This is a genomic window from Halomonas faecis (assembly GCF_010993975.1).
GTDB lineage: Bacteria > Pseudomonadota > Gammaproteobacteria > Pseudomonadales > Halomonadaceae > Halomonas > Halomonas faecis.
Window position 1 is genome coordinate 277312 of the sequence record NZ_JAACZO010000011.1, and the last position, 25131, is coordinate 302442.

General features: G+C 63.3%; 22 protein-coding genes. 9 read left to right on the plus strand and 13 right to left on the minus strand.

Annotated elements, in window-relative coordinates; all coding sequences use genetic code 11:
- Positions 1-30 precede the first annotated feature (30 nt).
- Positions 31-297 (minus strand): FmdB family zinc ribbon protein, encoded by a 267-nt coding sequence (locus GFD32_RS06780; RefSeq protein ID WP_163575797.1) that lies wholly within the window; start codon positions 295-297, stop codon positions 31-33.
- Positions 298-454: 157 nt separating this feature from the next.
- Here GFD32_RS06780 and GFD32_RS06785 point away from each other — a divergent pair, with 157 nt between their 5' ends.
- The 3 genes from GFD32_RS06785 (at position 455) to GFD32_RS06795 (ending at position 3424) form a co-directional block, all read left to right on the plus strand.
- Positions 455-1390: an NAD(P)-dependent oxidoreductase gene (locus GFD32_RS06785; protein WP_163575798.1), complete on the plus strand. Its 936-nt coding sequence runs from the start codon at positions 455-457 to the stop codon at positions 1388-1390.
- A 138-nt stretch (positions 1391-1528) separates the two neighbouring features.
- A complete protein-coding gene (locus GFD32_RS06790; RefSeq protein WP_163575799.1) occupies positions 1529-2434 on the plus strand; it encodes a ribokinase in 906 nt (301 codons plus the stop codon).
- Positions 2435-2479: 45 nt separating this feature from the next.
- Entirely contained in the window at positions 2480-3424 is a 945-nt protein-coding gene (locus tag GFD32_RS06795; protein WP_163575800.1) for a nucleoside hydrolase, read from the plus strand.
- Positions 3425-3434: 10 nt separating this feature from the next.
- Here GFD32_RS06795 and yccX read toward each other — a convergent pair whose 3' ends face one another.
- A complete protein-coding gene (gene yccX, locus GFD32_RS06800; protein WP_163575801.1) occupies positions 3435-3707 on the minus strand; it encodes an acylphosphatase in 273 nt (90 codons plus the stop codon).
- Between the two features lie 121 nt (positions 3708-3828).
- Positions 3829-4728: a YihY/virulence factor BrkB family protein gene (locus tag GFD32_RS06805; RefSeq protein ID WP_163575802.1), complete on the minus strand. Its 900-nt coding sequence runs from the start codon at positions 4726-4728 to the stop codon at positions 3829-3831.
- A 133-nt stretch (positions 4729-4861) separates the two neighbouring features.
- Between GFD32_RS06805 and GFD32_RS06810 the strand changes: the two genes are divergently transcribed.
- Positions 4862-5938: a bifunctional nicotinamide-nucleotide adenylyltransferase/Nudix hydroxylase gene (locus GFD32_RS06810; protein WP_163575803.1), complete on the plus strand. Its 1077-nt coding sequence runs from the start codon at positions 4862-4864 to the stop codon at positions 5936-5938.
- 39 nt (positions 5939-5977) lie between these two features.
- Here the strand turns inward: GFD32_RS06810 and GFD32_RS06815 are convergent, their stop codons facing one another.
- The 6 genes from GFD32_RS06815 to GFD32_RS06840 form a co-directional block, all read right to left on the minus strand.
- Positions 5978-6895, minus strand: a complete 918-nt coding sequence (locus tag GFD32_RS06815; protein WP_163575804.1) for a LysR substrate-binding domain-containing protein — start codon at positions 6893-6895, stop codon at positions 5978-5980.
- Between the two features lie 97 nt (positions 6896-6992).
- Positions 6993-8411 (minus strand): cardiolipin synthase, encoded by a 1419-nt coding sequence (cls, locus tag GFD32_RS06820; RefSeq protein ID WP_163575805.1) that lies wholly within the window; start codon positions 8409-8411, stop codon positions 6993-6995.
- A gap of 104 nt (positions 8412-8515) precedes the next feature.
- Entirely contained in the window at positions 8516-10021 is a 1506-nt protein-coding gene (locus tag GFD32_RS06825; RefSeq protein ID WP_163575806.1) for a fumarate hydratase, read from the minus strand.
- A gap of 235 nt (positions 10022-10256) precedes the next feature.
- Positions 10257-12284, minus strand: a complete 2028-nt coding sequence (gene uvrB / locus GFD32_RS06830) for an excinuclease ABC subunit UvrB (protein ID WP_163575807.1) — start codon at positions 12282-12284, stop codon at positions 10257-10259.
- A 6-nt stretch (positions 12285-12290) separates the two neighbouring features.
- Positions 12291-12707 (minus strand): OsmC family protein, encoded by a 417-nt coding sequence (locus tag GFD32_RS06835; RefSeq protein WP_163575808.1) that lies wholly within the window; start codon positions 12705-12707, stop codon positions 12291-12293.
- 16 nt (positions 12708-12723) lie between these two features.
- Positions 12724-12921 carry a hypothetical protein gene (locus GFD32_RS06840; protein ID WP_163575809.1) on the minus strand — a complete coding sequence of 66 codons (198 nt, stop codon included), beginning with the start codon at positions 12919-12921 and terminating at the stop codon, positions 12724-12726.
- Between the two features lie 160 nt (positions 12922-13081).
- On the opposite strand from GFD32_RS06840, the gene ygfZ reads away from it, so the two are divergent.
- Positions 13082-14119, plus strand: a complete 1038-nt coding sequence (ygfZ, locus tag GFD32_RS06845) for a CAF17-like 4Fe-4S cluster assembly/insertion protein YgfZ (RefSeq protein ID WP_163575810.1) — start codon at positions 13082-13084, stop codon at positions 14117-14119.
- 27 nt (positions 14120-14146) lie between these two features.
- Here ygfZ and GFD32_RS06850 read toward each other — a convergent pair whose 3' ends face one another.
- From GFD32_RS06850 to GFD32_RS06865, 4 genes are all read right to left on the minus strand, one after another.
- On the minus strand, positions 14147-14908 hold the full coding sequence (locus GFD32_RS06850; RefSeq protein WP_163575811.1) for a TatD family hydrolase: 762 nt from the start codon (positions 14906-14908) through the stop codon (positions 14147-14149).
- 184 nt (positions 14909-15092) lie between these two features.
- Entirely contained in the window at positions 15093-16685 is a 1593-nt protein-coding gene (gene prfC, locus GFD32_RS06855) for a peptide chain release factor 3 (RefSeq protein ID WP_163575812.1), read from the minus strand.
- 137 nt (positions 16686-16822) lie between these two features.
- Positions 16823-17884 carry a methylenetetrahydrofolate reductase gene (locus tag GFD32_RS06860; protein WP_163575813.1) on the minus strand — a complete coding sequence of 354 codons (1062 nt, stop codon included), beginning with the start codon at positions 17882-17884 and terminating at the stop codon, positions 16823-16825.
- The gene (locus GFD32_RS06865) at positions 17881-18363 is read right to left on the minus strand and encodes a methylenetetrahydrofolate reductase C-terminal domain-containing protein (RefSeq protein WP_163575814.1); all 483 of its coding nucleotides are present in this window, start codon (positions 18361-18363) and stop codon (positions 17881-17883) included. The genes GFD32_RS06860 and GFD32_RS06865 overlap by 4 nt, the downstream gene beginning before the upstream one ends.
- A gap of 341 nt (positions 18364-18704) precedes the next feature.
- Here GFD32_RS06865 and folD point away from each other — a divergent pair, with 341 nt between their 5' ends.
- The 4 genes from folD (at position 18705) to GFD32_RS06885 (ending at position 25057) form a co-directional block, all read left to right on the plus strand.
- Positions 18705-19595 (plus strand): bifunctional methylenetetrahydrofolate dehydrogenase/methenyltetrahydrofolate cyclohydrolase FolD, encoded by an 891-nt coding sequence (folD, locus tag GFD32_RS06870; RefSeq protein ID WP_163575815.1) that lies wholly within the window; start codon positions 18705-18707, stop codon positions 19593-19595.
- Positions 19596-19682: 87 nt separating this feature from the next.
- Positions 19683-21800, plus strand: coding sequence for a TonB-dependent receptor (locus GFD32_RS06875; protein ID WP_163575816.1), 2118 nt, complete (start codon positions 19683-19685; stop codon positions 21798-21800).
- Between the two features lie 112 nt (positions 21801-21912).
- On the plus strand, positions 21913-22860 hold the full coding sequence (locus GFD32_RS06880; protein ID WP_163575817.1) for a helix-turn-helix transcriptional regulator: 948 nt from the start codon (positions 21913-21915) through the stop codon (positions 22858-22860).
- 112 nt (positions 22861-22972) lie between these two features.
- Complete coding sequence (locus GFD32_RS06885) at positions 22973-25057, plus strand: TonB-dependent siderophore receptor (protein ID WP_163575818.1); 2085 nt, start codon at positions 22973-22975, stop codon at positions 25055-25057.
- Positions 25058-25131: the final 74 nt, after the last annotated feature.

Genomic DNA, 25131 nt, shown 5'->3' on the forward strand with positions numbered 1-25131 from the left:
GATTGGGTGTCGTTGGTCGGCGGCGCGGCCTCAGGCCGCGGCACCGTCCTTGGCCGGCGGCTTGCCACCCGCGGCGGCATCGCCCCCCGCGTCACCGGCCAGATTCTTCTTGCCGCCGGACTTGAAGTCGGTTTCGTACCAGCCGCCGCCTGCCAGACGGAATCCGGCCGCCGAGATGAGGCGGCCCAGCTCGGGAGCCTGGCAAGCGGGACAGTCGGTCAACGGAGCGGCACTGACCTTCTGGAGCTTCTCCAGACGGTGACCGCAAGCCTTGCACTCATATTCGTAGATGGGCATGGTTTTTCTCACTCTGATTAGACAGCGCAACCACTGGCGAAGATATAAGGCCGGACCGAATACTTTCCAAGTCTGCCATCAAAGCCCGATAGTATAGCCTGACAGTCGGGGCCTGTCCCAGCCCCGACGACCACGCCTCGAAAACAAGGAAACCGCCATGAAAGCCGTGATTCTCGATGCCGCCAGCCTCGGCCCCGATGTCGACCTTTCCCCCATCCGCCGCCAGCTGGACAGTCTCGACGTCCATGACCTGAGCACGACGGCAGAAAGTCGTGAGCGGCTGGCGAACGCTCAGGTCGCCATCGTCAACAAGGTGGTGCTGGATGCACCAACCCTCGAGGCGCTTCCCGAACTCGAGCTCATTTGCGTGCTCGCCACGGGCACCAACAACATCGACATGGCGGCAGCGGAACGGCTGAACATCACGGTGAAAAACGTCACGGCTTATGGAACGGCGAGCGTTGCCCAGCATACCTTGATGCTAATGCTGGCCCTCGCCAACCGACTGCCGCTCTATCAGCGCGACGTGGCCGCCGGCCGCTGGGGCGAGTCGCCTTTCTTCTGCCGCATGGATCATCGCACCCTGCAGCTTGAGGGCAAGCAGTTGGCCATCGTCGGACAAGGGGAACTGGGCAAGCGCGTCGGCCAACTGGCCGAGGCCTTTGGCATGCGTGTCACCTATGCCGCACGGCCGGGCAACGAATCTGCCGACAGCCGACCTGGGATTGCCGAGCTGGCCCCCGAGGCGGACGTGATCAGCCTGCACTGCCCGCTCAACGATGCCACGCGCCATCTGTTCGATGCCGCCCGCCTCGCCACCCTCAAACCGGATGCCCTGCTGATCAACTGTGCACGCGGCGGCATCATCGATGAGGAAGCCGCTCTGGACGCGTTGCGCGGTGGGCGCCTGGGTGGCCTAGGTGTCGACGTTTTGCCGGTGGAACCGCCGCGTGACGGCCACCCTCTGATCGATGCGCTGACCGAGCCGCTCAACCTGATCGTCACCCCCCACAGCGCCTGGATCACTCCGGAGGCACGCCAGAACGTCGTGGCTTTGACGGCTGACAACCTGCACGATTACCAGCGCCGCTGATTCTCTGCTGATGTCGTGGTTCGGTGAAGAGGTATTCATGCGCCAAAAAAGATAACGGTATAAATTGTCTCGAGGTTGCAGCCAGCGCTTCACGACTCGATACTCGGAACAGCACTCCAATCAACCAGGGAACGGGCCATGCTGCACAATTTCGGTTCGATCAACCTCGATCATGTCTATCGCGTCCCCCACCTCGTGCGTCCGGGCGAGACACTGGCAAGCAGTGATTACCACGTCGGCCTGGGCGGCAAGGGAGCCAACCAGTCGCTGGCCGTGGCCCTGGCCGGCGGAGAGGTATCGCACTGGGGACGCATCGGCCGCCAGGACGCCTGGGCTCGCGACATTCTTGCCCGGGCCGGTGTCAACGTCAGCTTTACGGAGCTGGTCGATGTGCCCAGCGGTCACGCCATCATCCAGGTCGACGACCACGGCGAGAACGCCATCCTCCTCTTCCCGGGAGCCAACCAAGGTTTCTCGCCGAGCGATATCGACGCACTGCTCGATGCCTGCAAGCCAGGGGACTGGATTCTCACCCAGAACGAATGCAGCGCTCTGCCCGAGCTCTTCTCCCGCGCTCGAGAGAGCGACGTGCATCTCGCCTTCAACCCAGCACCGATGAGCGATGCCGTGCATCGCCTCGCCTTGTCTGCCTGCGACCTGCTGTTCGTCAACCGCGGAGAAGCCGCCTGGCTGGCGGACGTGGCGGAAACCGAGCCGGCCGAACGACTGCTGGATGCCCTGGGCGAGCGCCTGCCGGATACCGCCACCGTGTTGACGCTGGGCCACGGCGGTGCCTGGTACCAGCAGGGCTCGACACGTCACCACCGGCCGGCGTTGGCGGTCGAGGCCGTCGACACCACTGCCGCAGGCGACACGTTCATCGGCTATTTCCTGGCGCGACGACAGGCCGGCGATGACGTACCCCGCTGTCTGGAAGTGGCTGCCACGGCGGCGGCTCTCGGCGTCATGCGCCCCGGAGCCGCGGAGAGCATTCCCGGCAAGAACGACGTCGAGAAGGCACTGCGCGACGGAATCGCCGGCTGAAATTCCGTTCGCTCATTCGCATCACCCAACGACCAAGGAGCCAACGTGCCGCACTCCATCATTTTCGATACCGACCCCGGCGTCGACGACGCCCAGGCCATCGCCATCGCACTGCGCCACCCCGAGATCGAGCTGCTCGGCCTGACCACCACCTATGGCAACGTCGACGTAGACACGGCCACTCATAATGCCCTGCTGCTCGCACAACTCGCCGGGCGTGACGACGTCCCGGTGGCTCAGGGAGCCGCTGGGCCGCTGGTCAAGGCGCGGCACCCGGCACCGGCCCATATCCACGGGGCCAACGGTCTGGGCGATATCCAGCTGCCCGAGGTGACGGGACAGGCCGACCCGCGCAGCGCCGCTCAGTTCATCGTCGACACAATCAACGCCCGCCCCGGCGAGGTGACCCTGGTGGCCGTGGGACCGGTAGGCAACTTGGCCGCGGCGCTGCAGCTCGACCCGGCCATCACCGAGAAGGTCGAGCGCGTGGTGATCATGGGCGGCTCGATCCGCGAAGGCGGCAATGTCACCCCGGTAGCCGAGGCCAACATGTTCAACGACCCGGATGCGGCATCCCGGGTACTGACGGCAGGCTGGCCGCTGACCCTGGTGGGTCTGGACGTGACCCACCGCTGCGTGCTGAGCGAGTCGCACATGGAACGTATCGCTGCCGGACAGGGCGAGCTGGGTCGCGTGCTGGCCGACAGCTACGCCTTCTACCGCGACTTTTACCGGGAATTCCTCGGCATCGACGGCTGCTGCCCCCACGACAGCTGTGCCCTGGCCTGGCTGCTGCGCCCCGAACTGTTCACCACTGCCCCCGGACATCTCAATGTGGTGACGCGCGGCGAAGCCGAGGGGCAGACCATTTTCGCGCCGGAAGGTCGCGCCTTCATCGCCCCGCGCTGGTCGCAGACACCGTTGGTCGAAGCCTGTCTGGAAGTGGACGGCGATGCCGTGGTGGAGTGGATCGCCGACACCCTGGCGTAAGCGTTGCGCATCACAGGGTGACGAAATTGTCCGGGTCGCGCGGCTCGAGGGGTTCGAGCTCGACGTGGGTGACTCGGGCATTGGGAGGCCCCTTCCACAACCAGGCCGCCACCTGATTGACAGCGTCACCATCGCCGCACAGCAGCACCTCGACCCGGCCATCCGGCAGGTTCTTGGCATAGCCGGTCACGCCTTGCTGCAGCGCCTGCTCCTGGGTGGCACGCCGATACCACACGCCTTGCACTTTTCCGGTAACCAGCGCCTTGACACAACGTCGACTCATCGTCGTTCCTCCCCGATGGATTCAGCCCCCCTTCTAGCATTCCGCCTCCCTTCCCGGCCAGAGGTTCCCGGCCGGATAAGGGAGGCTCTACGCTTGTCCCGAGCGGCATGCGCCGCCTCGTTCACTCCTCTCGCAATTCGCGATGCACCACCACCGCCGAGTTGCGCGGCACGATGGCTCGCCCACCGACGACCAGTTGGCTACGCGTCAAGGCGGCACCGAACAGCAGGATGAGCGAGCTGTAGTAGACCCACAGCAAAATCACCACCACCGAGCCGGCAGCTCCATAAGCAGAGGCGGTGGCGGTGTAGGCCAGGTATGTGGCGATGAGACTGCGCCCGATGGTGAACAGTAGTGCCGTGACGAACGCACAGACCAGCACATCTCGCCAACCCAGCACCACGTCCGGCAGTATCTTGAAAACGGTCGCGAAAAGCAGCGTCGCCGTGGCCACGGCCAGAAGAAACTCGGCTCCCTGAGTCAGCCAGCCGGTATAGGGAATCAGCTCGCCCGCCAATTGCAGCACCGTTCGGACCACCACGCCGAGCACCAGGGTGATCAAGAGAATCAAGCCGATGGACAGCACTACGACCAGCGACAACAGCCGCTTCCTGAGGAACATCAGCAGGCTGTTGCTGCTCGGCCGAGCCGTGACTCCCCACAGGGTATTGAGCGAGAACTGCAACTGGGCGAAGACTGCCGTCGCCCCCACCAGCAGGGCGCCAGCCCCCAGAATGCTCGGCAGCAGGCCACTCTCTTCGATGCGCGAGGCCGACACCGCCTGCTCGATGGCCAGCGCCGCCTCGTGACCCAGCATCTCCTGCAGCTGAGCAACCAACTGCCCCTGTGCCGCCTCCTCTCCCAGTACCACGCCGATCACCGTAACGGCGATGATCATCGTCGGGGCCATCGAGAACAGCGTATAGAAAGCCAGCGAGCCGGCATAGCTGAAGGCATTGCACTTCACCCAGTGAGCAGCGGCATTGCGCGCGACCTGCCAGCAAAAACGTATGCACTCCATTCCCGTGTCTCCCTGCAGGCGGGCTCGCCAAGCGAACCGAAGTCGACGCCGAAACGAGCGATGTGGCGCATTGCAGCATGCTAACCGGACGGCCATAATGTCGCCCACTCACGCCACCGTAAAGGAAGCGCCGATGCCCACTGAGGTCCCGGAATTCGACTGTCTGGTTTTCATCGGTCGTTTCCAGCCGCCGCACCTGGGACATCTTGCCGTCATCCACGAAGCGCTGCGCCAGGCACGTCAGGTGATCGTGCTGGTGGGCTCGGCCTGGCAAGCACGCTCGTTACGCAACCCCTGGCGCTTCGACGAACGCCAGGCCATGCTGCGCGGCTGCTTCGATGAGGACGACAACGCTCGCCTGGCCATCGTGCCGCTGCTCGATGCGCTCTACAACAACGATGTCTGGGTGCGCGACGTACAGCGCAAGGTCCGCGACATTGCCGGCCCGGACCACGCTCGCCTCCCCCGCATCGGCTTGATCGGCGCCAGCCGCGGCCAATCGAGCTACTACTTGTCGCTCTTCCCGCAGTGGGAATCGGTGAGCGTTTCCCTGGTCGAGGGCATCACCGCCAGCCGGATCCGCGAACGCCTGTTCCGCTCCATTTCCTCCGCCGCCGACTACCTGAGCACCGGCGCCTGCCACGATCTACCTCCCAGCGTCTGCGAAGCACTGCGCGGCTTCGTCGATGGCGAAGCCCACCGTCAGCTGCTCGAGGAGCAACAACTGCTCGATCAGTACCGACAGGCCTGGGCCCAGGCCCCTTACCCACCCATCTTCGTCACCGTCAACGCCGTGGTAGTGCAGTCGGGTCACGTGCTGCTGGTCAAGCGCACCGCGGCCCCGGGCAAGGGCCTGCTCGCCCTGCCCGGCGGCTTCATCAATCCTCATGAGCGGCTGCTCGACGCCTGCCTGCGCGAGCTGCGCGAGCGAGTACGCCTCAAGGTACCGGAGCCGGTGCTCAAGGGGTCGTTGCGCGGCCAACGCCTGTTCGACGAGCCCCACCGCAGCTGGCGCGGCCGCACTCTGGCCGAGGCTTTCTATTTCGCCCTGCGCCCGGACCAGCAGCTACCGCGCCTCAAGCCAGTCAAGGGCGGCGATCACGCCCGCTGGGTGCCGCTGGCCGAACTCGAGCCGGAGAGCCTGTTCGAGGATCACTTCTTCATCATCCAGAACTTCCTCGGCCTACCGGCCGATCTCGGTAGTGCGTGACGCAGGGTCGGTCAGGCTAGATTCAACAGGCTACCCGAACTAGGCTTCCAGGAAATCGCGCGGCAGCTTCATCATCTGCCGCCACAGCTTCTCCACGCCAGGCTTGTGCACCAGCGAACAGCGATAGAGGCGAATTTCCAGCGGCACGTCCCACTTCTCGTCACCAGCCCGCACCAGGCGCCCGCTGTTGAGCTCTTCGCGGATGCAGAAATCGGGAATCCAGGCGAGCCCCACTCCCTGCAGCACCATGCCTTTGAGGCCTTCGGCCATGGCCGTCTCGTAGACAGTCCGCAGCCGCAGACGCAGAGGATCGTTCTTGAGCAGCATGCGCACGCTGCGCCCCAGGAATGCCCCCTGGGTATAAGCGAGGTAAGGAATCGGTGATTCGCTATCCAGACTGAAGCGAGGCGCTCCGTCCGGGCCGGGCAAACTCACCGGCACCATCTTGACCTGGCCGATGGAAAACGAGGGAAAGACTTCGGGGTCGAGCTGCATGGTCGCATAGGGGTCATGGTAGGCGAGCATCAGGTCGCAATTGCCTTCGCGGAGTACGTGAATCGCTTCGCCCACGTTCATGGCCACCAGACGCGTGGGCAGCTCGCCGAGTCCCTCCTGAAGACGCGATATCCAGGGCGGATAGAAGCTCAGGGCCAGCGAATGGGCCGCCACGATGTCCAACGCCTCGCGAGCCATGGAGAGGCCGCGCAGGTGCCCCAGACACTCGTTGAGCTGCTCGACGAGGTTGCGTGCAGTGACCAGGAACAGCTGACCTTCGGGGGTCAGCGTGACGGGCGTGGTGGAACGGTCCACCAGAGTCACGCCTACCGCCTGCTCCAGCGAGCGAATGCGTCGACTGAAGGCCGGCTGGGTGACATGCCGCTGACGGGCTGAGGCAGAAAAGCTACGACTGTTGGCCAGAGCCACGAAGTCTTCCAGCCATTTGGTTTCGAGGTTCACCGCAACTCCGATGAAGGGCTTTGACGAAGGAAAACAGGGGCCCGTCGGGCATCAAGCATCGCCTAATGTACCCCAGCCACATCACGAACCCAAGCGGCTACTGAATCGGCGAGGTCAGATAGGCAGCCCGCGATACCAGCTTGCGCCACAGGGGTCGGTTCTTGAGCTCGTCGTAGTCGATGCGGCGACAGGCGGCGAAGTCGCGCTCGAGCATCAGCCGCACCTCGGCGGCGAAACGACGATCGGGAATGAAGGCGGTGATCTCGAAATTGAGCCGAAAAGAGCGGTTGTCCAGATTCACCGTGCCAACGCTGGCGGCACTGTCATCGATCAGGATCACCTTCTGATGCAGAAACCCCGGTTGATAACGGTATACCTTGACGCCGGCTCGCACCATCTCGGGCAAGAAGGCGAAGGCCGAGAGAAATACCAGCAAGTGGTCGGGATGCTCTGGAATCATGATGCGCACGTCCACGCCGCGCATGGCCGCCAAACGCAGGGCATCCTGCACGCCCTGATCCGGCACGAAGTAGGGGCTGGTCACCCATAGCCGCTGGTTGGCACTGTGGATGACATGCTGTACCAACAGGCTGGCCGTCTCTTGAGGATCCGCTGGGCCGGACGGCACTATCACCACGTGCTGAGACTCCGGGCAGATCACTCCCGGCTCCCAGTTCAGGCCGATCACCTCACCGGTGGCCCAGTGCCAATCCTCCCAGAATGCCTCTTGAAGCCCCAGCACGCTGGGTCCGGTGAGCTTGAGGTGGGTGTCTCGCCAGGGCCCATGCCGCGGATGCTGGCCGAGATACTCGACACCGACATTGAAGCCCCCCAGCCAGCCCTCATGGCCATCCACCACCAACACCTTGCGATGATTGCGAAAATTGAGCTGGAAGCGGTGCTTGAAGCCACGTGACGAGCGGAAGGGGCTGACCTGCACCCCGGCTTCGGCCAGCTCGCTCAGATACCCTTCGGGTAGTTTGCGACTACCCACCTCGTCGTAGAGGAAGTAAACGCGCACTCCACGCTCGACGCTGCGAATCAGGCGTTCCTTGAGCTGACGACCCAGCGCATCGTTGCGGACGATGAAGAACTGTACCAGCAGGTACTCCTCGGCAGATTCGATGCCGGCGAACAGGCTGTCGAAAGTGGATCGGCCATCGATCAACAGCTCGGCACGGTTGCCACTCGTCAACGGCATCATGGCCAGTTGCTCGACGGCCCGCAAATCCGGGTCGCGGGCATCGGCCAGATAGGGGACGACTCGCTCTCGGTAGCGGGCCAGCACGCGACGCAGAACGGAATCGCGCTCGCCCCGCGCCGAGACATAACCATAGAATCGCGGCCGCCCAAAGAACCAATAGGCCGGCACGGCCAGGTAAGGAAAGGTCACCAGCGAAATGATCCAGGCAATGGCACCTTGAGACGTCCGACTGGACATCAAGGCCATCACCGCGGAGACGATGCCCAACACGTAGGTCAGTAGAATCGCCAGGCCAAGCAACCAGGAGGTCATGCTCACTCCCTGAAAAACAGTGTTCTGCAGCATAACCAAACGTCGGCGGCCCCGCCAGATGGCGGGGCCGCGAGGTCATCGCTGCGGGCAACACCGCGACAGGATCAGGCACGCTCGGCGATGATCTCCTTCCACTTGGCCGGGCCGGTCTGGTGCACCGAGGTACCCTCGCTGTCTACCGCCACGGTGACCGGCATGTCCTCCACCTCGAACTCGTAGATGGCTTCCATGCCCAGATCCTCGAAGCCGACCACCCTCGCCTTCTTGATCGCCTGGGCGACCAGGTAGGCCGACCCGCCCACCGCCATCAGGTAAACCGCGCGGTTGTCGCGAATCGCTTCGATGGCCGCCTCGCCACGCTCGGCCTTGCCGACCATGCCCAGCAGGCCGGTCTCCTCGAGCATGGTGCGGGTGAACTTGTCCATGCGCGTCGCCGTCGTAGGGCCGGCCGGACCCACCACCTCGTCGCCCACCGGATCCACTGGCCCCACGTAGTAGATGAAGCGGCCCTTCAAGTCCACCGGCAGCGGCTCGCCCTTGGCGATCATGTCGACCATGCGCTTGTGAGCCGCATCGCGGCCGGTCAGCAGCTTGCCGTTGAGCAGCAGGGTGTCGCCGGGCTGCCAGGACTGCACGTCTTCCGGGGTCACGCTATCCAGGTCGACGCGCTTGACGTCGTCGCCCATCTCGCGAGTGATCTCCGGCCAGTCCTCCAGCTTGGGCGCCGGCAGTGCAGCGGGGCCGCTGCCGTCCAGGGTGAAGTGGGCATGGCGGGTGGCCGCACAGTTGGGGATGATCGCCACCGGCTTGTTGGCGGCATGGGTCGGATAGTCCTTGACCTTGATGTCGAGTACCGTGGTCAACCCACCCAACCCCTGAGCGCCGATGCCGCTCTTGTTGACCTTGTCGTAGAGCTCCAGGCGCAGCTCCTCGGCTCGATTGGACGGCCCGCGAGCCTGAAGCTCCTGGATGTCGATGGGATCGAGAAGCGACTCCTTGGCCAGCTCCATGGCCTTCTCGGCGGTACCGCCGATGCCGATGCCCAACATCCCGGGCGGACACCAGCCGGCACCCATCTTGGGCAGCTGTTCCATGACCCAGTCGACCACGCTGTCGGAGGGGTTGAGCATGGCGAACTTGGACTTCGCCTCGCTGCCGCCCCCCTTGGCGGCGACGTGCACTTCGACGCTGTCACCGGGCACCAGCTTGTGGTGAATCACCGCCGGGGTGTTGTCCCGGGTGTTCTGCCGCTTGCCGTCCGGGTCGGCCAGCACCGAGGCCCGCAACACATTGTCGGGCAGCTTGTAGGCACGCCTGACCCCTTCGTTGATCATGTCGTCGAGGCTCATGTCCCCTTCGAAGCGTACGTTCATGCCGACGTGAACGAAGACGGTGACGATACCGGTGTCCTGGCAGATCGGCCGATGGCCGGTGGCGCACATGCGCGAGTTGATCAGGATCTGGGCGATGGCGTCCCTGGCCGCCGGGTTCTCTTCACGGTCATAGGCCGCCGCCATGGCGTCGATGAAATCCTTGGGATGGTAGTAGGAGATGTATTGCAGGGCATCGGCGACGCTGTCGATCAGGTCGCCCTGGCGGATCACGGTCATGGGCAAGGAACTCCTTGGCGTTGTCGGCATGCCCGCTCTCGAAGCGGCATCGTGGCCAGCGCGGCGGGCTCGAACGGGTGCGGATTATACCTTACCCGCGCCTTACCAGCAGCGCCCTTCCACCAATGAAGGGAAGCACGACTTAGGGTGATGAAAGATAACGGTATAAAAAAGGCCCGACCCGACAGGCCGATGCAGGGTATCGTGCGACGGATCCTGGGGCATTCGGGAACGCTCAGACGGCCCCCAGGGTGAGCTGGCGCTCCTTGAGCTCATGCAGTCGATCACGCAGTCGTGCTGCCTCTTCGAACTCCAGGTTCTGGGCGGCCTCGTGCATGGCGTCCTCGATCCGGGTGAGCTCGCGGACGAGCTCCGTCGGCGAGAGATCGCTGGGGTCATACACTGCCGCCCCCTCGGCCACTTTTCGCTCGCTCTTGCGCCCCTTGCCCTTGCGCCCCGGTGCCTGGCCGGCTTCCATGATGTCGGCCACCGAACGCGTCACGGTGGTCGGCGTGATGCCATGCTCCTCGTTGTGGGCCATCTGCTTGGTCCGGCGCCGTTCGGTCTCGTCCATGGCGCGGCGCATGGAATCGGTGGTGCGGTCGCCGTAGAGAATCGCCTTGCCATGAGCGTTGCGCGCAGCGCGGCCGATGGTCTGGATCAGCGAGCGCTCGTTGCGCAGGAAACCCTCCTTGTCGGCATCCAGGATCGCCACCAGCGAGACCTCGGGAATGTCGAGCCCCTCGCGCAGCAGGTTGATGCCCACCAGAACGTCGAACTGACCGAGACGCAGGTCGCGAATGATCTCGACCCGCTCGACGGTGTCGATGTCGGAGTGCAGATAGCGCACCCGCACGTCATGTTCGTCGAGATACTCGGTGAGATCCTCGGCCATGCGCTTGGTGAGTGTGGTCACCAGCACTCGCTCGCCCACTTCGGCACGCAGACGAATCTCGGAAAGCAGGTCATCGACCTGAGTCGACGCCGGCCGCACCTCCAGCGCCGGGTCGAGCAGGCCGGTGGGGCGCACCACCTGCTCAACCCGCTGCCCTTCGTGCTCTGCCTCGTAAGGGCCAGGGGTGGCCGAAACGAAGATCGTCTGCGGGCAGATGCGCTCCCACTCCTCGAAGGTCATGGGGCGATTGTCCAACGCCGAGGGCAAGCGGAAACCGTACTCGACGAGCGTTTCCTTGCGCGAGCGGTCGCCCTTGTACATACCGCCCACCTGGGGAACGCTGACGTGGGATTCGTCGATGAACAGCAGCGCATCGTCGGGCAGGTAGTCGAAGAAGGTGGGCGGCGGCTCGCCAGGATTGCGCCCCGAGAGGTAGCGCGAGTAATTCTCGATGCCGTTGCAGTAGCCCAGTTCCAGCATCATTTCGATGTCGTAGAGGGTGCGCTGCTCCAGACGCTGCGCCTCCACCAGCCGCTCGTGCTTTCTGAGCCATTCCAGGCGCTCGGTGAGCTCCCCCTTGATCGCATCGATCGCTCCCAGAATGGTCTCTCGCGGCGTGACGTAGTGCGACTTGGGGTAGATGGTCATGCGCGGTACCTGGCCGCGCACCTCACCGGTGAGCGGGTCGAAGAGGCGAATCGAATCGATTTCGTCATCGAACAGCTCGACGCGGATCGCCTCGTCCTCGGCGTCGGCGGGAAAGATGTCGATAACATCGCCACGCACCCGATAAGTGCCGCGCTTGAAGTCCATGTCGTTGCGCGTGTACTGCAGTTCCGCCAGGCGGCGCAGAAAGGTGCGCTGGTCGATCAGTTCGCCGCGGGTGAAATGCAGGCGCATCTTCAGATACTGGTCGGGATCGCCAAGACCGTAGATCGCCGACACGGAAACCACGATCAGCGCATCGCGGCGCTCGAGCAGCGCCTTGGTCGCGGAGAGGCGCATCTGCTCGATGTGGTCGTTGATCGAAGCATCCTTCTCGATGAAGGTGTCCGACGAAGGCACGTACGCCTCGGGCTGGTAATAGTCGTAATAGGAGACGAAGTACTCTATGGCGTTGTCGGGAAAGAAGGCCTTGAACTCGCCATAAAGCTGTGCGGCCAACGTCTTGTTGGGGGCCATGACGATGGTCGGGCGCTGCAACCGCTCCACCACGTTGGCCATGGTGAACGTCTTGCCGGAGCCGGTGACGCCGAGCAGAGTCTGGTGAGCCAGCCCCGCCTCGAGACCCATCACCAGCCCATCGATGGCCGCGGGCTGGTCTCCGGCCGGCTGAAATTTCGACTCGAGGCGAAAGGACTTGCTCATGGTGTTTCAGGCCTCGGCGGCAGTGCGAGTGGTAACCTCGACGGTGGCGCTGGTCATCAGTTGGTGGATCGGGCACTTGTGGCTGATCTCTTCCAGCCGATCCCGCTGCTCCGGGTCATCGATGCCGTGGAACGACATCACCACTTCGAGTCGATAGAGTCCCTTGCGTTCCTCGCTGTCGTCACGGTTGACTGTGACGCTGACGCCTTCCAGGGGCCATTGCTTGCGCCGGGCATACATCTGTGCGGTGATCGCCTTGCAGGCACCCAGCGACAGGTCGAAGTAATCGTGGGGATCCGGTGCCGACCCTTCCCCGCCATAGGCTTGGGGAACGTCGACGTAGAGCTCATCGAAGCCGTCGAGTTCGACGCGCTGACGAAAGATGTGGTTGCGCTCGCTGGTGACTGCAATGCTCTTTTTCATGCTGGCCTCGGCTGACTCATTCGATCTCGATCGGCAACTTCAGGGCACGCAGCGCCTGTATCAAGGTCTGGCGCGTCACTCGCCCCTCGACCTCGGCACCATGCCGTCCCACCTCGACGCTGTCGACGCCGTCGAGCATCATCAGTGTCGTGGTGATGCGGTTGACCTGGTCGGCGTTCTCCACACCCTTGAAGTGAAGCGACTGATTCGACATGGACGCACTCCGCAATGCCCTGCATAACGAAAGCGCAGTCTAGCATGGCCTTTTTCGTCACACAGCCGGTTGCATTCGTCGCCATCCGCCCGCATACCTAAAGAAATGATAACGCGTCTCGTAACTGGCATTTTCCGAGTCGATGACGGGAGCCCTCGGCATGAGTGATTGGATAGAGAATCTGAACGGGCGTCATGACGGTGAGGACCGAGTGACATTCGACCACCCCGACCCGGCCCGGCAGGCACTGGACGCCAGCGTGGTGACACCCCTCGCCCATCTGGGCGTGCTCGACGTGCACGGCGCCGATGCCGAACGGTTCCTGCAAGGCCAGGCCAGCGCCCAGCTCAGCCTGGCCGATGGCTACTATGCACCGCTCACCGGCTTCTGCACGCCCAAGGGGCGCATGCTGGCCAATGCCCAGTTGCTGCGCATCGCCGAGGGACACTATCGGCTGCTGCTGCACCATGGCCTGGTCGCTCCCCTTGCCAAGCACCTCGACAAATTCGCCGCCTTCTACAAGGCCGAACTCGAACCTCGCCACGACCTGGCGTTGATCGGCCTGATCGGCGTGGAAGCACGAGCACTGGCCGAGGTGCACTTCGATGTCGTCCCGCCGTCGCTATGGCACCAGGCCGGCAACGAACAACTGCAGGTGGTGACGCACCCTGGGCCCCGGCCTCGCATTCTGGCTTGCCTGCCCGAGGAACGGGCCATCGAGAGCATACGGCAGTTGACGCCCCACGCCACTCTGGTAGGCAACGCCGCCTGGTGTCTGCACGACATCCAGTCCGGGCTCTATTGGCTGACGCCGCACCATCAGGACGCCCTGCTGCCGCAGATGATCAACTGGGAAGCGCTGGGCGGCATCAGCTTCAAGAAGGGCTGCTATACCGGCCAGGAAGTCGTGGCGCGCGCCCACTTCCGTGGCCAGGTGAAGAAGCGGCTGTACCGCGCCCAGCTGGAGGGCGATCGCCTGCCCGAACCCGGCGCGGCGGTGAGAGATGCCAACGACAAGGCCCAGGGCGAGGTGCTGGCCGCCGAACTCGACGCCTATGGACAAGCGGAGATTCTCGCCGTGCTCAGCACCAAGGAAGAGATCGGCCCGCTCAGCGTCGACGGCCAGGCACTCAAGCTGCTGAAGCTGCCCTACCCCGTCGAGCGGTTGGATCCAGAGACCTTGGCAGAGCAGCTCTGATGGCAGCGGCTGACGCGAGAAGGTGGTTCACGTCAGCCTGAACGAACGCCGTGCCGTAGCGGTACTCTCCTCAGCCACCTGCGCTTCGCCCTGCCCGCGCAGCGCTGCGACCGCCCGGCACACCTCGGTGAGACGGGCCGGCTCGTTGCGCTCACCCCGGTGGCCGGCGAGCGGCATGTCGGGGCTGTCGGTCTCGAGCACGTAGCCATCGTCAGGCAGGCTCGCCACGGCGCGGTGCAGGCGCTTGGCTCGTGCATGGGTCAGTGCGCCGCCCAACCCCAGCACGAAACCCAGGTCGAGGAACTGGCGCGCCTGCTCGGGAGATCCTGCGAAAGCGTGGATCAACCCGCCCGCCGGCAAGTCGAGCTGGCGTAGCCGCTTGGCCACCTGGTCGTTGGCCCGCACGCAGTGGATCACCACGGGCAGCTCGCGCGCCTTGGCCAGGCGAAGCTGAGCATCGAAGATATCCCATTGGGTCTCCCAGTTGTCCGCGAAGCGCGCATCGATGCCGCACTCGCCGACTGCAACCACCTCCGCATGCTCATCCAGGGCACGTTCCAGCGCCACTAGATCCCCGTCACGGTGCTCGTCCACGAAATAGGGATGCAATCCCAAACAGACGCTGACATCGCTCCGCTCGCCCAGCGCCAGCACGTTCGCCCAGCGCTTGCACGTCGTGCCCGGCACCACGAAGTGGCCGACGCCCGCCGCCCTGGCCCGCTCGATCACTGCCTCGCGGTCGGCGTCGAAGTCAGGAAAGTCGAGATGGCAGTGGGCGTCGATGAGCATGGGCGGCTTCGGGCTTCGGGCTTCGGGCTTCGGGCTTCGGGCTTCGGGCTTCGGGCTTCGGGCTTCGGGCTTCGGGCTTCGGGCTTCGGGCTTCGGCAGTAGGATGCACCGTCGGTGACATCTTGCGACTTCCAGCTCGTCGCCCTCGGCTCACGGCTCGTGGCTCCGGGCGAATCCCGGTTGGTCAGTGTTCACGGGTCGGCTGGAAGCGGATCTCCGGCCAGCGCTCCTGGGTCATCTGCAGGTTGACCCGTGTCGGGGCGATGTAGGTCAGGTAGCCGCCGCCATCGATGGCCAGGTTGGTGCTCGCCTTGCGCTTGAACTCCTCGAGCTTCTTGACGTCGTCGCAGTAGACCCAGCGCGCGGTATGCACGTTCACGCCCTCGTAGAGGCAGTCGACCTTGTACTCCTCCTTGAGGCGGTGGGCGACCACGTCGAACTGCAGCGTACCCACGGCGCCGAGGATCAGGTCGTTGTTGTCCAGCGGCATGAACACCTGGGTGGCGCCCTCCTCGGAGAGCTGCTGCAGGCCTTTCTGCAGGGCCTTCATCTTCATCGGATCCTTGAGGCGCACGCGCTTGAAAAGCTCCGGCGCGAAGTGCGGAATGCCGGTGAAGCGCATGTTCTCGCCCTGGGTGAAGGTGTCGCCGATCTGGATGGTGCCGTGATTGTGCAGGCCGATGATATCGCCGGGCCAGGCTTCCTCCACGTGGGAGCGGTCGGAAGCCATGAAGGTCAAGGCATCGGCGATCTTGACGTCCTTGCCGATGCGCACGTGGCGCATCTTCATGTTCTTTTCGTACTTGCCCGAGCAGACGCGCAGGAAGGCGATGCGGTCGCGATGGTTGGGGTCCATGTTGGCCTGGATCTTGAACACGAAGCCGGTGAAGCGATCGTCTTCGGCCTCGACGGTACGAGCATCCGTTTCGCGGGGCTGCGGTGTCGGTGCATACTCCACGAAGCCGTCGAGCATCTCGCGCACCCCGAAGTTGCCCATGGCGGTGCCGAAATAGACCGGCGTCAGCTCACCGCGACGGTAGGCTTCCAGGTCGAATTCGTGGGAAGCCCCGCGTACCAGCTCCACCTCCATGCGCAGCTCCTCGGCCTGATCCTCACCGAGCACTTCGTCGACTTCTGGGTTGTCGAGTCCCTCGATTCGCTTGTCTTCGGGAATCCGGTTGCCCTGACCCTGGGTATAGATGTGGATCACGTCGTTGTAGAGGTGATAGACGCCCCTGAAACGACGCCCCATGCCGATGGGCCAGGTCATGGGCGCGCACTGGATGTTCAGTACCTCCTCGACCTCGTCCATCACCTCGACGGGGTCGCGCACCTCGCGGTCAAGCTTGTTGACGAAGGTGAGGATCGGCGTAGTGCGCAGACGGCAGACGTCCATCAGCTTGATGGTGCGTGCCTCGACGCCCTTGGCACCGTCGATCACCATCAGTGCCGAATCGACCGCCGTCAGGGTGCGGTAGGTATCCTCGGAGAAATCCTCGTGGCCAGGGGTATCGAGCAGGTTGACGATGCGCCCATTGTAGGGGAACTGCATCACCGAGGTGGTCACCGAGATCCCGCGCTCCTGCTCCATCTTCATCCAGTCGGAAGTGGCATGCCGGTCGTCGCGCTTACTCTTCACCGATCCGGCGAGCTGAATGGCGTTGCCGAACAGCAGCATCTTCTCGGTGATGGTGGTCTTGCCCGCGTCGGGGTGCGAGATGATCGCGAAGGTGCGTCGCAGCCCGACTTCCCGGGCCAGGGTAGAGGAGTCCGCCATGGAGTTGCGTATCGCCGTCTGTGCGGTGCCGACGAGCGCCGGCACCCTGCGTGAATGGAGGAGAAGTGGCGGCATTCTAAGCCTTCGCGAGCCGCAGTTGTAGGGCGGACTGCCTCGGCGACACCCGACGCGCACCGTCAACCCTGGAGGGGTTCGGCTTCCGGCGACGCCTCGGGGGATTCAGGATTACGCTGGGACGGGTCGTCTCGTCCCGGGTACCAGGGCACTCGGCCCTCCAGAACGCCGGTGGCTTCGATGATCTCAGCCACCGTATGTTCCTGGCGGTAGGCCATGATATGGGCGCCGCTGACCCCGGGGATCTCGCGTATCCGATGCAGCAGTTCCATGCACAGACGCTTGCCCTCTTCTTTCTGGTCGCGGGCCCCCTCGAGACGCGCGATCACCGCATCGGGAATGTGCACGCCGGGCACGTGGTCGCGAATCCAGCGCGCGCTGCGCGCCGAGGCCAGAGGCCCGATGCCCGGCAAGACGAAGACCCGTTCCGGCCCTTCGAGCAGGCCCAGGTCGCCCAGCCCGCTCATGAAATCCCTGAGCTGCGGCACGTCGAAGCAATACTGCATCTGGATGAACTGCGCGCCGGCAGCCACCTTCTTGGCCACCCGGTGGGGACGCCACGCCTGCGGCGGCACGAAGGGATTCTCGGCAGCGCCGAGGAAGATGCGCGGCGGTAGCTCGATCCGCCTCCCGCTCTGAAAACGACACTCGTCACGCATGCTGCGGGCGATCTCGAGCAGCGACATCGAATCGAGGTCGAACACCGGCTTGGCCTGGGGGTGGTCGCCGGCCTGAACGCCGTCTCCGGTCAGGCACAGCAGGTTGCAGGCCCCCATGGCCGCCGCACCCAGGATCTCGCCCTGCATGGCGATGCGGTTACGGTCGCGACACGACATCTGCAGGATGGTGGCATAACCCACCCGGGTTAGCAGCGAGCAGACCCCCACGCTGGACATGTGGCAGTGTGCGCCGGAGCCATCGGTGGCATTGATCGCATCCACGTAGCCATCGAAGATCGCCGCCCGCTTGAGCACTTCGGCCGGGTCGGCAGAGTCCGGCGGGTCGATCTCGCTGGTGATGGCGAACTTTCCGGCGCGCAGCACCCGTTCCAGCCGCCCCGGCGATACGTGCCCCGGCAGGATGGGCAGCGAGTAGCCGGGCACGGGCTCATCGTCGAACTTCATGTCTCGGCTCCGCCTTGCGACGACTGACCGGCTTCTTCGGCCCTCTCGCGCACCACTCGCAGCCAGGAGGAGCTGCCCTGCAGACGATGGTCCACCGGCTCCTGAACCACCTGGATGCGGTCGCCGTAGCGCATGCGACGACTGCCCTCCCAAGCGTCGAGCCAAACGCAGCGCATCCCGGGCACGACCTCGCAGCCGCCGTCCTGACGAACCCCGCCGCAGGGGCCATTGCGCAGGTTCTTGGGGCAGTTCATCGGGCATGACATCCCCGTCGACGAGAGCACGCACTGGCCGCACATCCGGCAATCGAACAACACGCTCTTGACGCCCTTCTCCACGGCCGCGACCGGGGCTTCCGCCCTGTCATAACCGATGCGACGCCAGACCGGATGCAGCTTGACCAACAGCGGCTCGAAGGCCTGGTAGAGTCGCTCGAAACCCCGTGCGTGGCGTACCACCCAACGTCTCACCGCATACATCGCGCCTCCTTGCCGGACGCCATTCCGTCCGGTTCGGCCTGGATTTCGCCGGGCTGCGATTGCAGCGTAGTTGGCACCCTTCACCGCCACATGAACGCCAGCGACGCCGACATATCGCAAAGCGCCATCCCCCGATTCGATGGAAGCCGCGCCGCCGTCACGTCGCGCCAGCGACGCCGTACGTCGTCCGCGGACATGTACGACCTCCGTGGGGAATTACCTTGTCCGATAGTCGGCGCATCCACGTTCCGCTATCACGAGCGGTGCATTTCCACCCCGAGCAGCGCGTCTTCCCCCATGGCCGCCCGACCGTTGCTCTTCGCCCAGTCAAGGAGCCGTGCATGTCAAAGCTGATCGATGGAGAGAAATTGGCCGCGCCCCTATGCAACGCGATCGCGGAACGGCTCGCGCCGCTGCGTCAGCGTCAGGGCATCACTCCCGGACTGGCGGTGGTTCTGGTCGGCGGCGATTCGGCCAGCGAATGCTACGTACGCAAGAAGCAAGTCCGGGCCGAAGCCATCGGCATGAACTCCTTCGTTCACCGCCTGGCCGACAGCGTGAACAACCGAGCGCTGCTGACGCTGATCGAACAGCTCAACCACGACCCGCAGGTTCACGGCATCCTGATTCAGCTTCCCCTGCCCCCGCAAATCGATACCGCGCGGGTGATCCAGGCCATCCATCCCGACAAGGACGTCGATGGCTTTCATCCGCTCAATGCGGGACTCATGGCCACCCACGGCAACGCCCTGATCCCCTGCACCCCCTTGGGCTGCCTGATGCTGCTCGAGCATCATCATGGCGATTTGAGCGGTCAACGGGCAGTGGTACTGGGCCGCTCCAATATCGTCGGCAAACCCATGGCTCACCTACTGCTGAGGCAGCACTGCACCGTCACCATTGCCCATTCACGCACGCAGGACCTGGCAGCCCTGTGCCGCCAGGCCGACATTCTGGTTGCCGCCGTGGGGCGGCCTCGCCTGGTTACCGGCGGCTGGATCAAGCCCGGCGCCACGGTGATCGATGTGGGAATCAACCGGGTCGAAAGCGACGAGCGCACGCGCCTGGTCGGCGACGTGGACTTCGCCACGGCCAGCGAAGTGGCCGGCGCCATCACGCCAGTGCCCGGCGGCGTCGGTCCGATGACCATTGCCTGCCTGATGCTCAACACCCTGCGTGCCACCTGCCGTCAGCACGGCATACCGTTACCCGACGACATCGCAACCAGTTAAAGTCAATCGTTATCATTGATATTTATCGTGTAAGCGATATCCTACGCGGCAGGTCCACACAAGCCGCTTAGGAAACCGCAGACGATCATGAAACGAACGACATCCTCCGCCTTGGTATTGCTGGCCAGTGCAGTCAGCTTGAGCAGTCATGCCGATGAGGCCGAAGACACCATGGTCGTGGTCGGCTCACGCACTCCAACCCAGATCGACCAGGTTCCCAGTGCCGCCCAGGTAGTCGAGGGCGAGCAATTGAGGGAGCAAACCAGCACCGGTGCCGACCTAAAGTCTGCCCTGGGCAAACTGGTTCCCGGCCTCGACTTCGGTCCACAGGGTCGTACCAATGCCGGACAAAACATGCGTGGCCGCAACGTCCAGGTTCTCATCGATGGTGTCTCGATGAACAACTCGCGCAGTCTGTCGCGGCAATTCGATTCCATCGACCCTTTCAACATCGAACGCGTCGAGGTGCTTTCCGGGGCCAGCAGCCTCTATGGCGGTGGCGCCACTGGCGGCATCATCAACATCATTACCAAAACGGGAGAGGCAGGCGGCCCGAACTGGGAGAGTGCGGCTGGAGTAACGACCGGTTTCAATAATAGCAACGACTTCGACCATCGAATCGCCCAGTCCGCCAGCGGGGGCAATGAGTTCGTCACAGGGCGCATTGGTGTAGCCTATGAAGATAACGGCCGACACTACGATGCCAAGGGAAACGAAATTTTCCCAGACATTGCCCAATCCGACCTTCAGGGCAACCGCTCCATCGACATCCTGGGCAACTTGACATTCCGTCTCAGCGAAGCGCAGACGCTGGACCTGAAAGCCCAGCTTTATGAATCCGGTTACGAAGACGATAGAGGGGTCTACTTTCCAAACCTCGACTCGAGTGCTCCCAACCTGGAAGATGCAGAAATCCGAAAAGGGTTCTCGGCCGACCGTGAGCCGTTAACCGATCGAAGCATGCTGAACGTGAACTATCATCATGCGAACGTCTTCGGCCAGGATCTCTACCTCCAAGCCTATCATCGCGAAGAGGAGTCGAGTTTTCACCCATTCCCATACCCTGACTCGGATGGAAGCTATTACTTCACCACATCCAAACAAAACACGACCCTCAGCGGACTCAAGATGCTGATATCATCGGAGCTCTCGAGTAGCACCAGCCTGGATTATGGCGTGGACATCGATCGCGAGGAATTCGATGCCACCCAGATGTATTTTGACGACAACGTCACGGATGCGACTGGCGGCCTCGTGCACGAAGAGAGTCGTGTCGAACCACGCTACCCAGGCTTCCAGATCGATGGCTTGTCGGCATTCGTTCAGAGTGAATGGCAGCCCACCGACAACTGGACCTTGGGGGCCGGCATCCGCCGCCAGCACATGGATGTCAAGATCGATGATTTCCAGCCGAGTGGCCAGCCGCTTGCCGAGGGCGGAAAGAGCGATTACGACGTATCTCTCTACAACGCCAGTGCGCTTTATGATTTCGAGAATGGTCACCAGGCCTGGACCAGCTACAGCGAAGGATTCGATCTTCCCGATCCCTCCAAATACTATGGACGCCCTGGACAGAGCGTCAGCGACAACCCACTCGACGGTATAAAGACCCGGCAGATGGAGATGGGGTGGCGCTATCAGGGGAACCAGTGGCAGACCCAGGCTGCCGCCTATTACTCATGGTCCAACTCAACCATCGAGTTGGACAATAACCTCAATACCGTCCAACGCGATGACAAGCGCCGCGATTACGGTCTCGAGGCCTCCGCCACACGGTTCCTGGGAGATCACTGGCAATTTGGCGGTACACTTCACGCTTTGAGGTCGGAGCAGAAAATCGACGGCGAGTGGGAGAAACGCGGCATCACCGTATCGCCCTACCCTTCGCAGCACACCGCCACGCTTCACGCGCAGTGGTCGGACATGACCCGTTCGCTGCGCCTGCAGGCCAACCGCTCCTGGGACTACGAGGACTATCAAGGTGACGAAATCGAGGGCAATACAACCCTGGATCTCATCGGCAGCCAGCGTACCGACTTCGGCAAGATCAGCCTGGGCGTCGAGAACCTGACCGATGAACAGTATTCGACGCCCTGGGGACAGCGGGCCGCTGGCTTTTACTCCCCCTACTACGGCCCCGAGTACCTCTATGACTACCAAGGACGCGGGCGCACTTACACGCTGAGCTGGTCGCTGGAATATTGAAGCAGTCACCCACCGATGCTCGCATGGCCGCCTGCAAAGGCGGCCATGCTGGTTTTCCCAACCTCACGGCGGAGCAACTCCTCCCATCAGGAGGCCATAAAAGGAGTACGTCATGACTGCCATCCGTTCTCCCCGCCCATTCACCGCCGACGACCTCTGCCAGTTCGGTCGGCGTTTCGGCATCCGCTACCGGTTTCCGAACGCCGCCGTTACCCGAAGCATGCAGCCGGAAGCCGTCGTCGCCGGCGACGTCACGGAGTTCGAACTGCGACCGGACATGCGGCTGACGGATTCCTGCCTCGAGGTGCTGCATCGCTACGAATCGGATTCCTTGCGCCCCTCGCCGCTATTCCTGGTCATGGTGCTGGAAGGACAGGTCGGCGTACGCCTTGGCGACCGGCATGCCCTACTCAACCCGGGTTCGGCGATGACGGCACGGCTGGGCGAACATACGCGGCTGCACGCCATCCAGGCACCGGGGCAACGGCTGAGAACGCTCAACCTGTCGCTGGGCCCGGTGGCGCTGAGCTCGCTGGCCAAGGAATTCCCTGCTCTGGCTTCGCTGCTGGGTGGTGAAACGCCGCTGATGCATACCTGGCAACTGCCATCCCATTTGCTCACCGCAGCCCAGTCGAACCTGGAGGTGGAACGCCAGGACCCTCGCCACTCGCTGCTGATCGAAGGCCTGAGCCTTCAGCTCCTGGCTCACGGCCTTCCCGCCGCCTCTCCGGCCGATCGGTCGCTGCGCCCTTGTGAGCGTCAGCGCCTCGAAACCGTGCGCGAAGTTCTCCACGATACCCCCGAGCACCCGCACTCCCTGGCCGAGCTTGCCAAGCTGGCCGCCATGAGCCCCAGCACACTGCGTGACAAATTCCGTCGCGCCTACGGCAGCTCCGTCTTCGGCTACCTGCAGGAGTGCCGCCTGTCCAAGGCGCGCAGTTACCTCGCCGAGGGCTATAGCGTCCAGCAAACGGCACATCTCTGCGGCTACCGTCACGCCACCAACTTCGCGACGGCGTTTCGCCAGCGCTTCGGCCATCCACCGAGTTCCCGTCTCTGAGCGGTATCGTCACTTCCCATAGCCATTTCGGCACTGCGCATACCCAACACGCCTCTCAAAAAGCAATAATTCCTATTACACATACCGCGCTAACCGAGGATGGGACTTCGCGATGCTGACACCCAGACGACTTCCGCTTGCCATCGCCCTGCTGGCCGCCAGTGCCACGACCCAGGCCCAACAGAACGATGCAGCCGAGCTGGCACCCTTGACCGTTACCGGCCAAGCCGCTACCAAGACCGAAACGCCGTTCAACGAGACGCCGCAGGCAATTTCGGTCGTCGAGAACGAGGAGTGGGAAGAGCGCGGTGCCGAGACGGTGCAGCGAGCCGCTGATTACACCACGGGTACCTTCACCAATCAGATCGGCGCTTCCAACCGTTACGATTACCTGGTCCTGAGAGGCTTTTCCGATGGTAGCGTGAGCAATACCTTTCTAGACGGCCTCAAGGTCATGGGCGATGCGGGTTCCTACAGCTCCATGACGATCGATCCCTACTTCCTGGAACGCATCGAAGTCGTCAAGGGGCCAGCTTCGGTACTTTATGGCCGCGCCTCCCCCGGGGGGCTAGTAGGGTTGTCAAGCAAGCGCCCGGCATTTCAACGCGCCGGCGAAGTCCGCCTGGGCATCGGCAACAACGCACAGCGCAGTGCAGCATTCGACCTCACGGGCCCGATCGATGACGAACGCCGCGTTGCTTTCCGGCTGACCGGGCTGGCGCGTGCCGCCGACACGCAGTTCGGGCCCGTGGAAGAGAAGCGTTATGCCTTGGCGCCACAAGTGAGCTGGGATATCAGCGACGCTACCAGTCTCACCTTGCACGCCTACCTGCAGAAGGATCCCGAAGGGGGCTACCATGCCGGTCTTCCCTATGAAGGCAGCGTCGTGGATCGCAATGGCCGACGCATCGACAATACCTTCTTCGAGGGTGAAGACGACCACGATGACTTCGAGCGCACGCAACGCATGTTCGGATACGAATTCGAACACCGCTTCAACGACTCGCTGACGGCTCGACAGCGGTTACGCTACCTGAATTCAGATGTCGACCATCAGCAAGCCTATGCGACCGGCTGGGCGAGCGAAACCGAGCTGTCACGCGGCTACCTCACCGCGCAGGAAGATCTCGAGGCCTGGGTGGTCGACAACCAACTCCAAGCCGATGTGACCACCGGCAGCATCGATCACCGACTGCTGTTGGGCGCCGACTATCAGCAACGTACCACGCTGCGGAGTGAGTCTTTTGGTGGTCTGGCCCCCATCGACGCCTTCGACCCGGAATACGGTGCTGAACCGGTCGGTGTCACCCCTTTCTACGATGCGGAACGCGACCTGGAACAAACCGGCATCTATGTTCAGGATCAGATGCAAATCGGCAATTGGCATCTTGCCTTGGGAGGGCGCTACGACTGGGTGGACATCCACAACGTGGACACCCTCCAGGGCACCGACGAGCGCCTCGACGATACCCAGTTCAGCGGCCGAGCCGGCATTCTTTACGCTTTCGACAATGGCATTTCGCCCTTCGTCAACTACACCACGTCGTTCTCACCCAACAGTGTGTCGGACGAGAACGGCAATATTCTGAAACCCACCGAGGGCGAACAAGTCGAAACGGGGCTCAAATACCAGCCCATCGGCAGCGATAGCCACTACACCCTGGCATTGTTCGACATCACTCAGGAGAACATCGCAACACGAACCAATCCATCCGATCCGTTCCGCGCCGTTGGCGAGACCGAGTCACGGGGCATCGAACTGGAAGCCCACACCCATGTCACCGACAACCTGAGCCTCAAGGCCGGCTACTCCTACACGGACGCCACTTACGAGAAGAGCGACGTTGCCGATGAAGAGGGCAACAACGTCGTCTGGGCACCAAAGCACATCGCTACGCTATGGGGCAACTACCGCTTTTCTCAGGGAGCGCTAAAGGGCTTCGATGCCGGGCTGGGCATCCGCCACCACGCCGATATTCAAGCCAACCGCAGCAACACCAAAAGCGTGCCGGACTACACGCTGGTGGATGCAACGCTGGGCTACGATCTTGGCGGCTTGGGCCTGGAGGGCGTATCGGCACGCCTCAATGCCAGTAACCTGCTGGACAAAGACTATGTGGCTTCATGCCTGAGTGAAACCTACTGCTACTTCGGCGCCGAGCGCAGCGTCCAGGCCAGCGTCAGCTACGACTTCTAGGCCACCGGCCCTAGCCCTTCACGCACCACGACGCTCGGCATGCCCAGGGGCGTCGTGGTGCCCCGAAAGGAAAG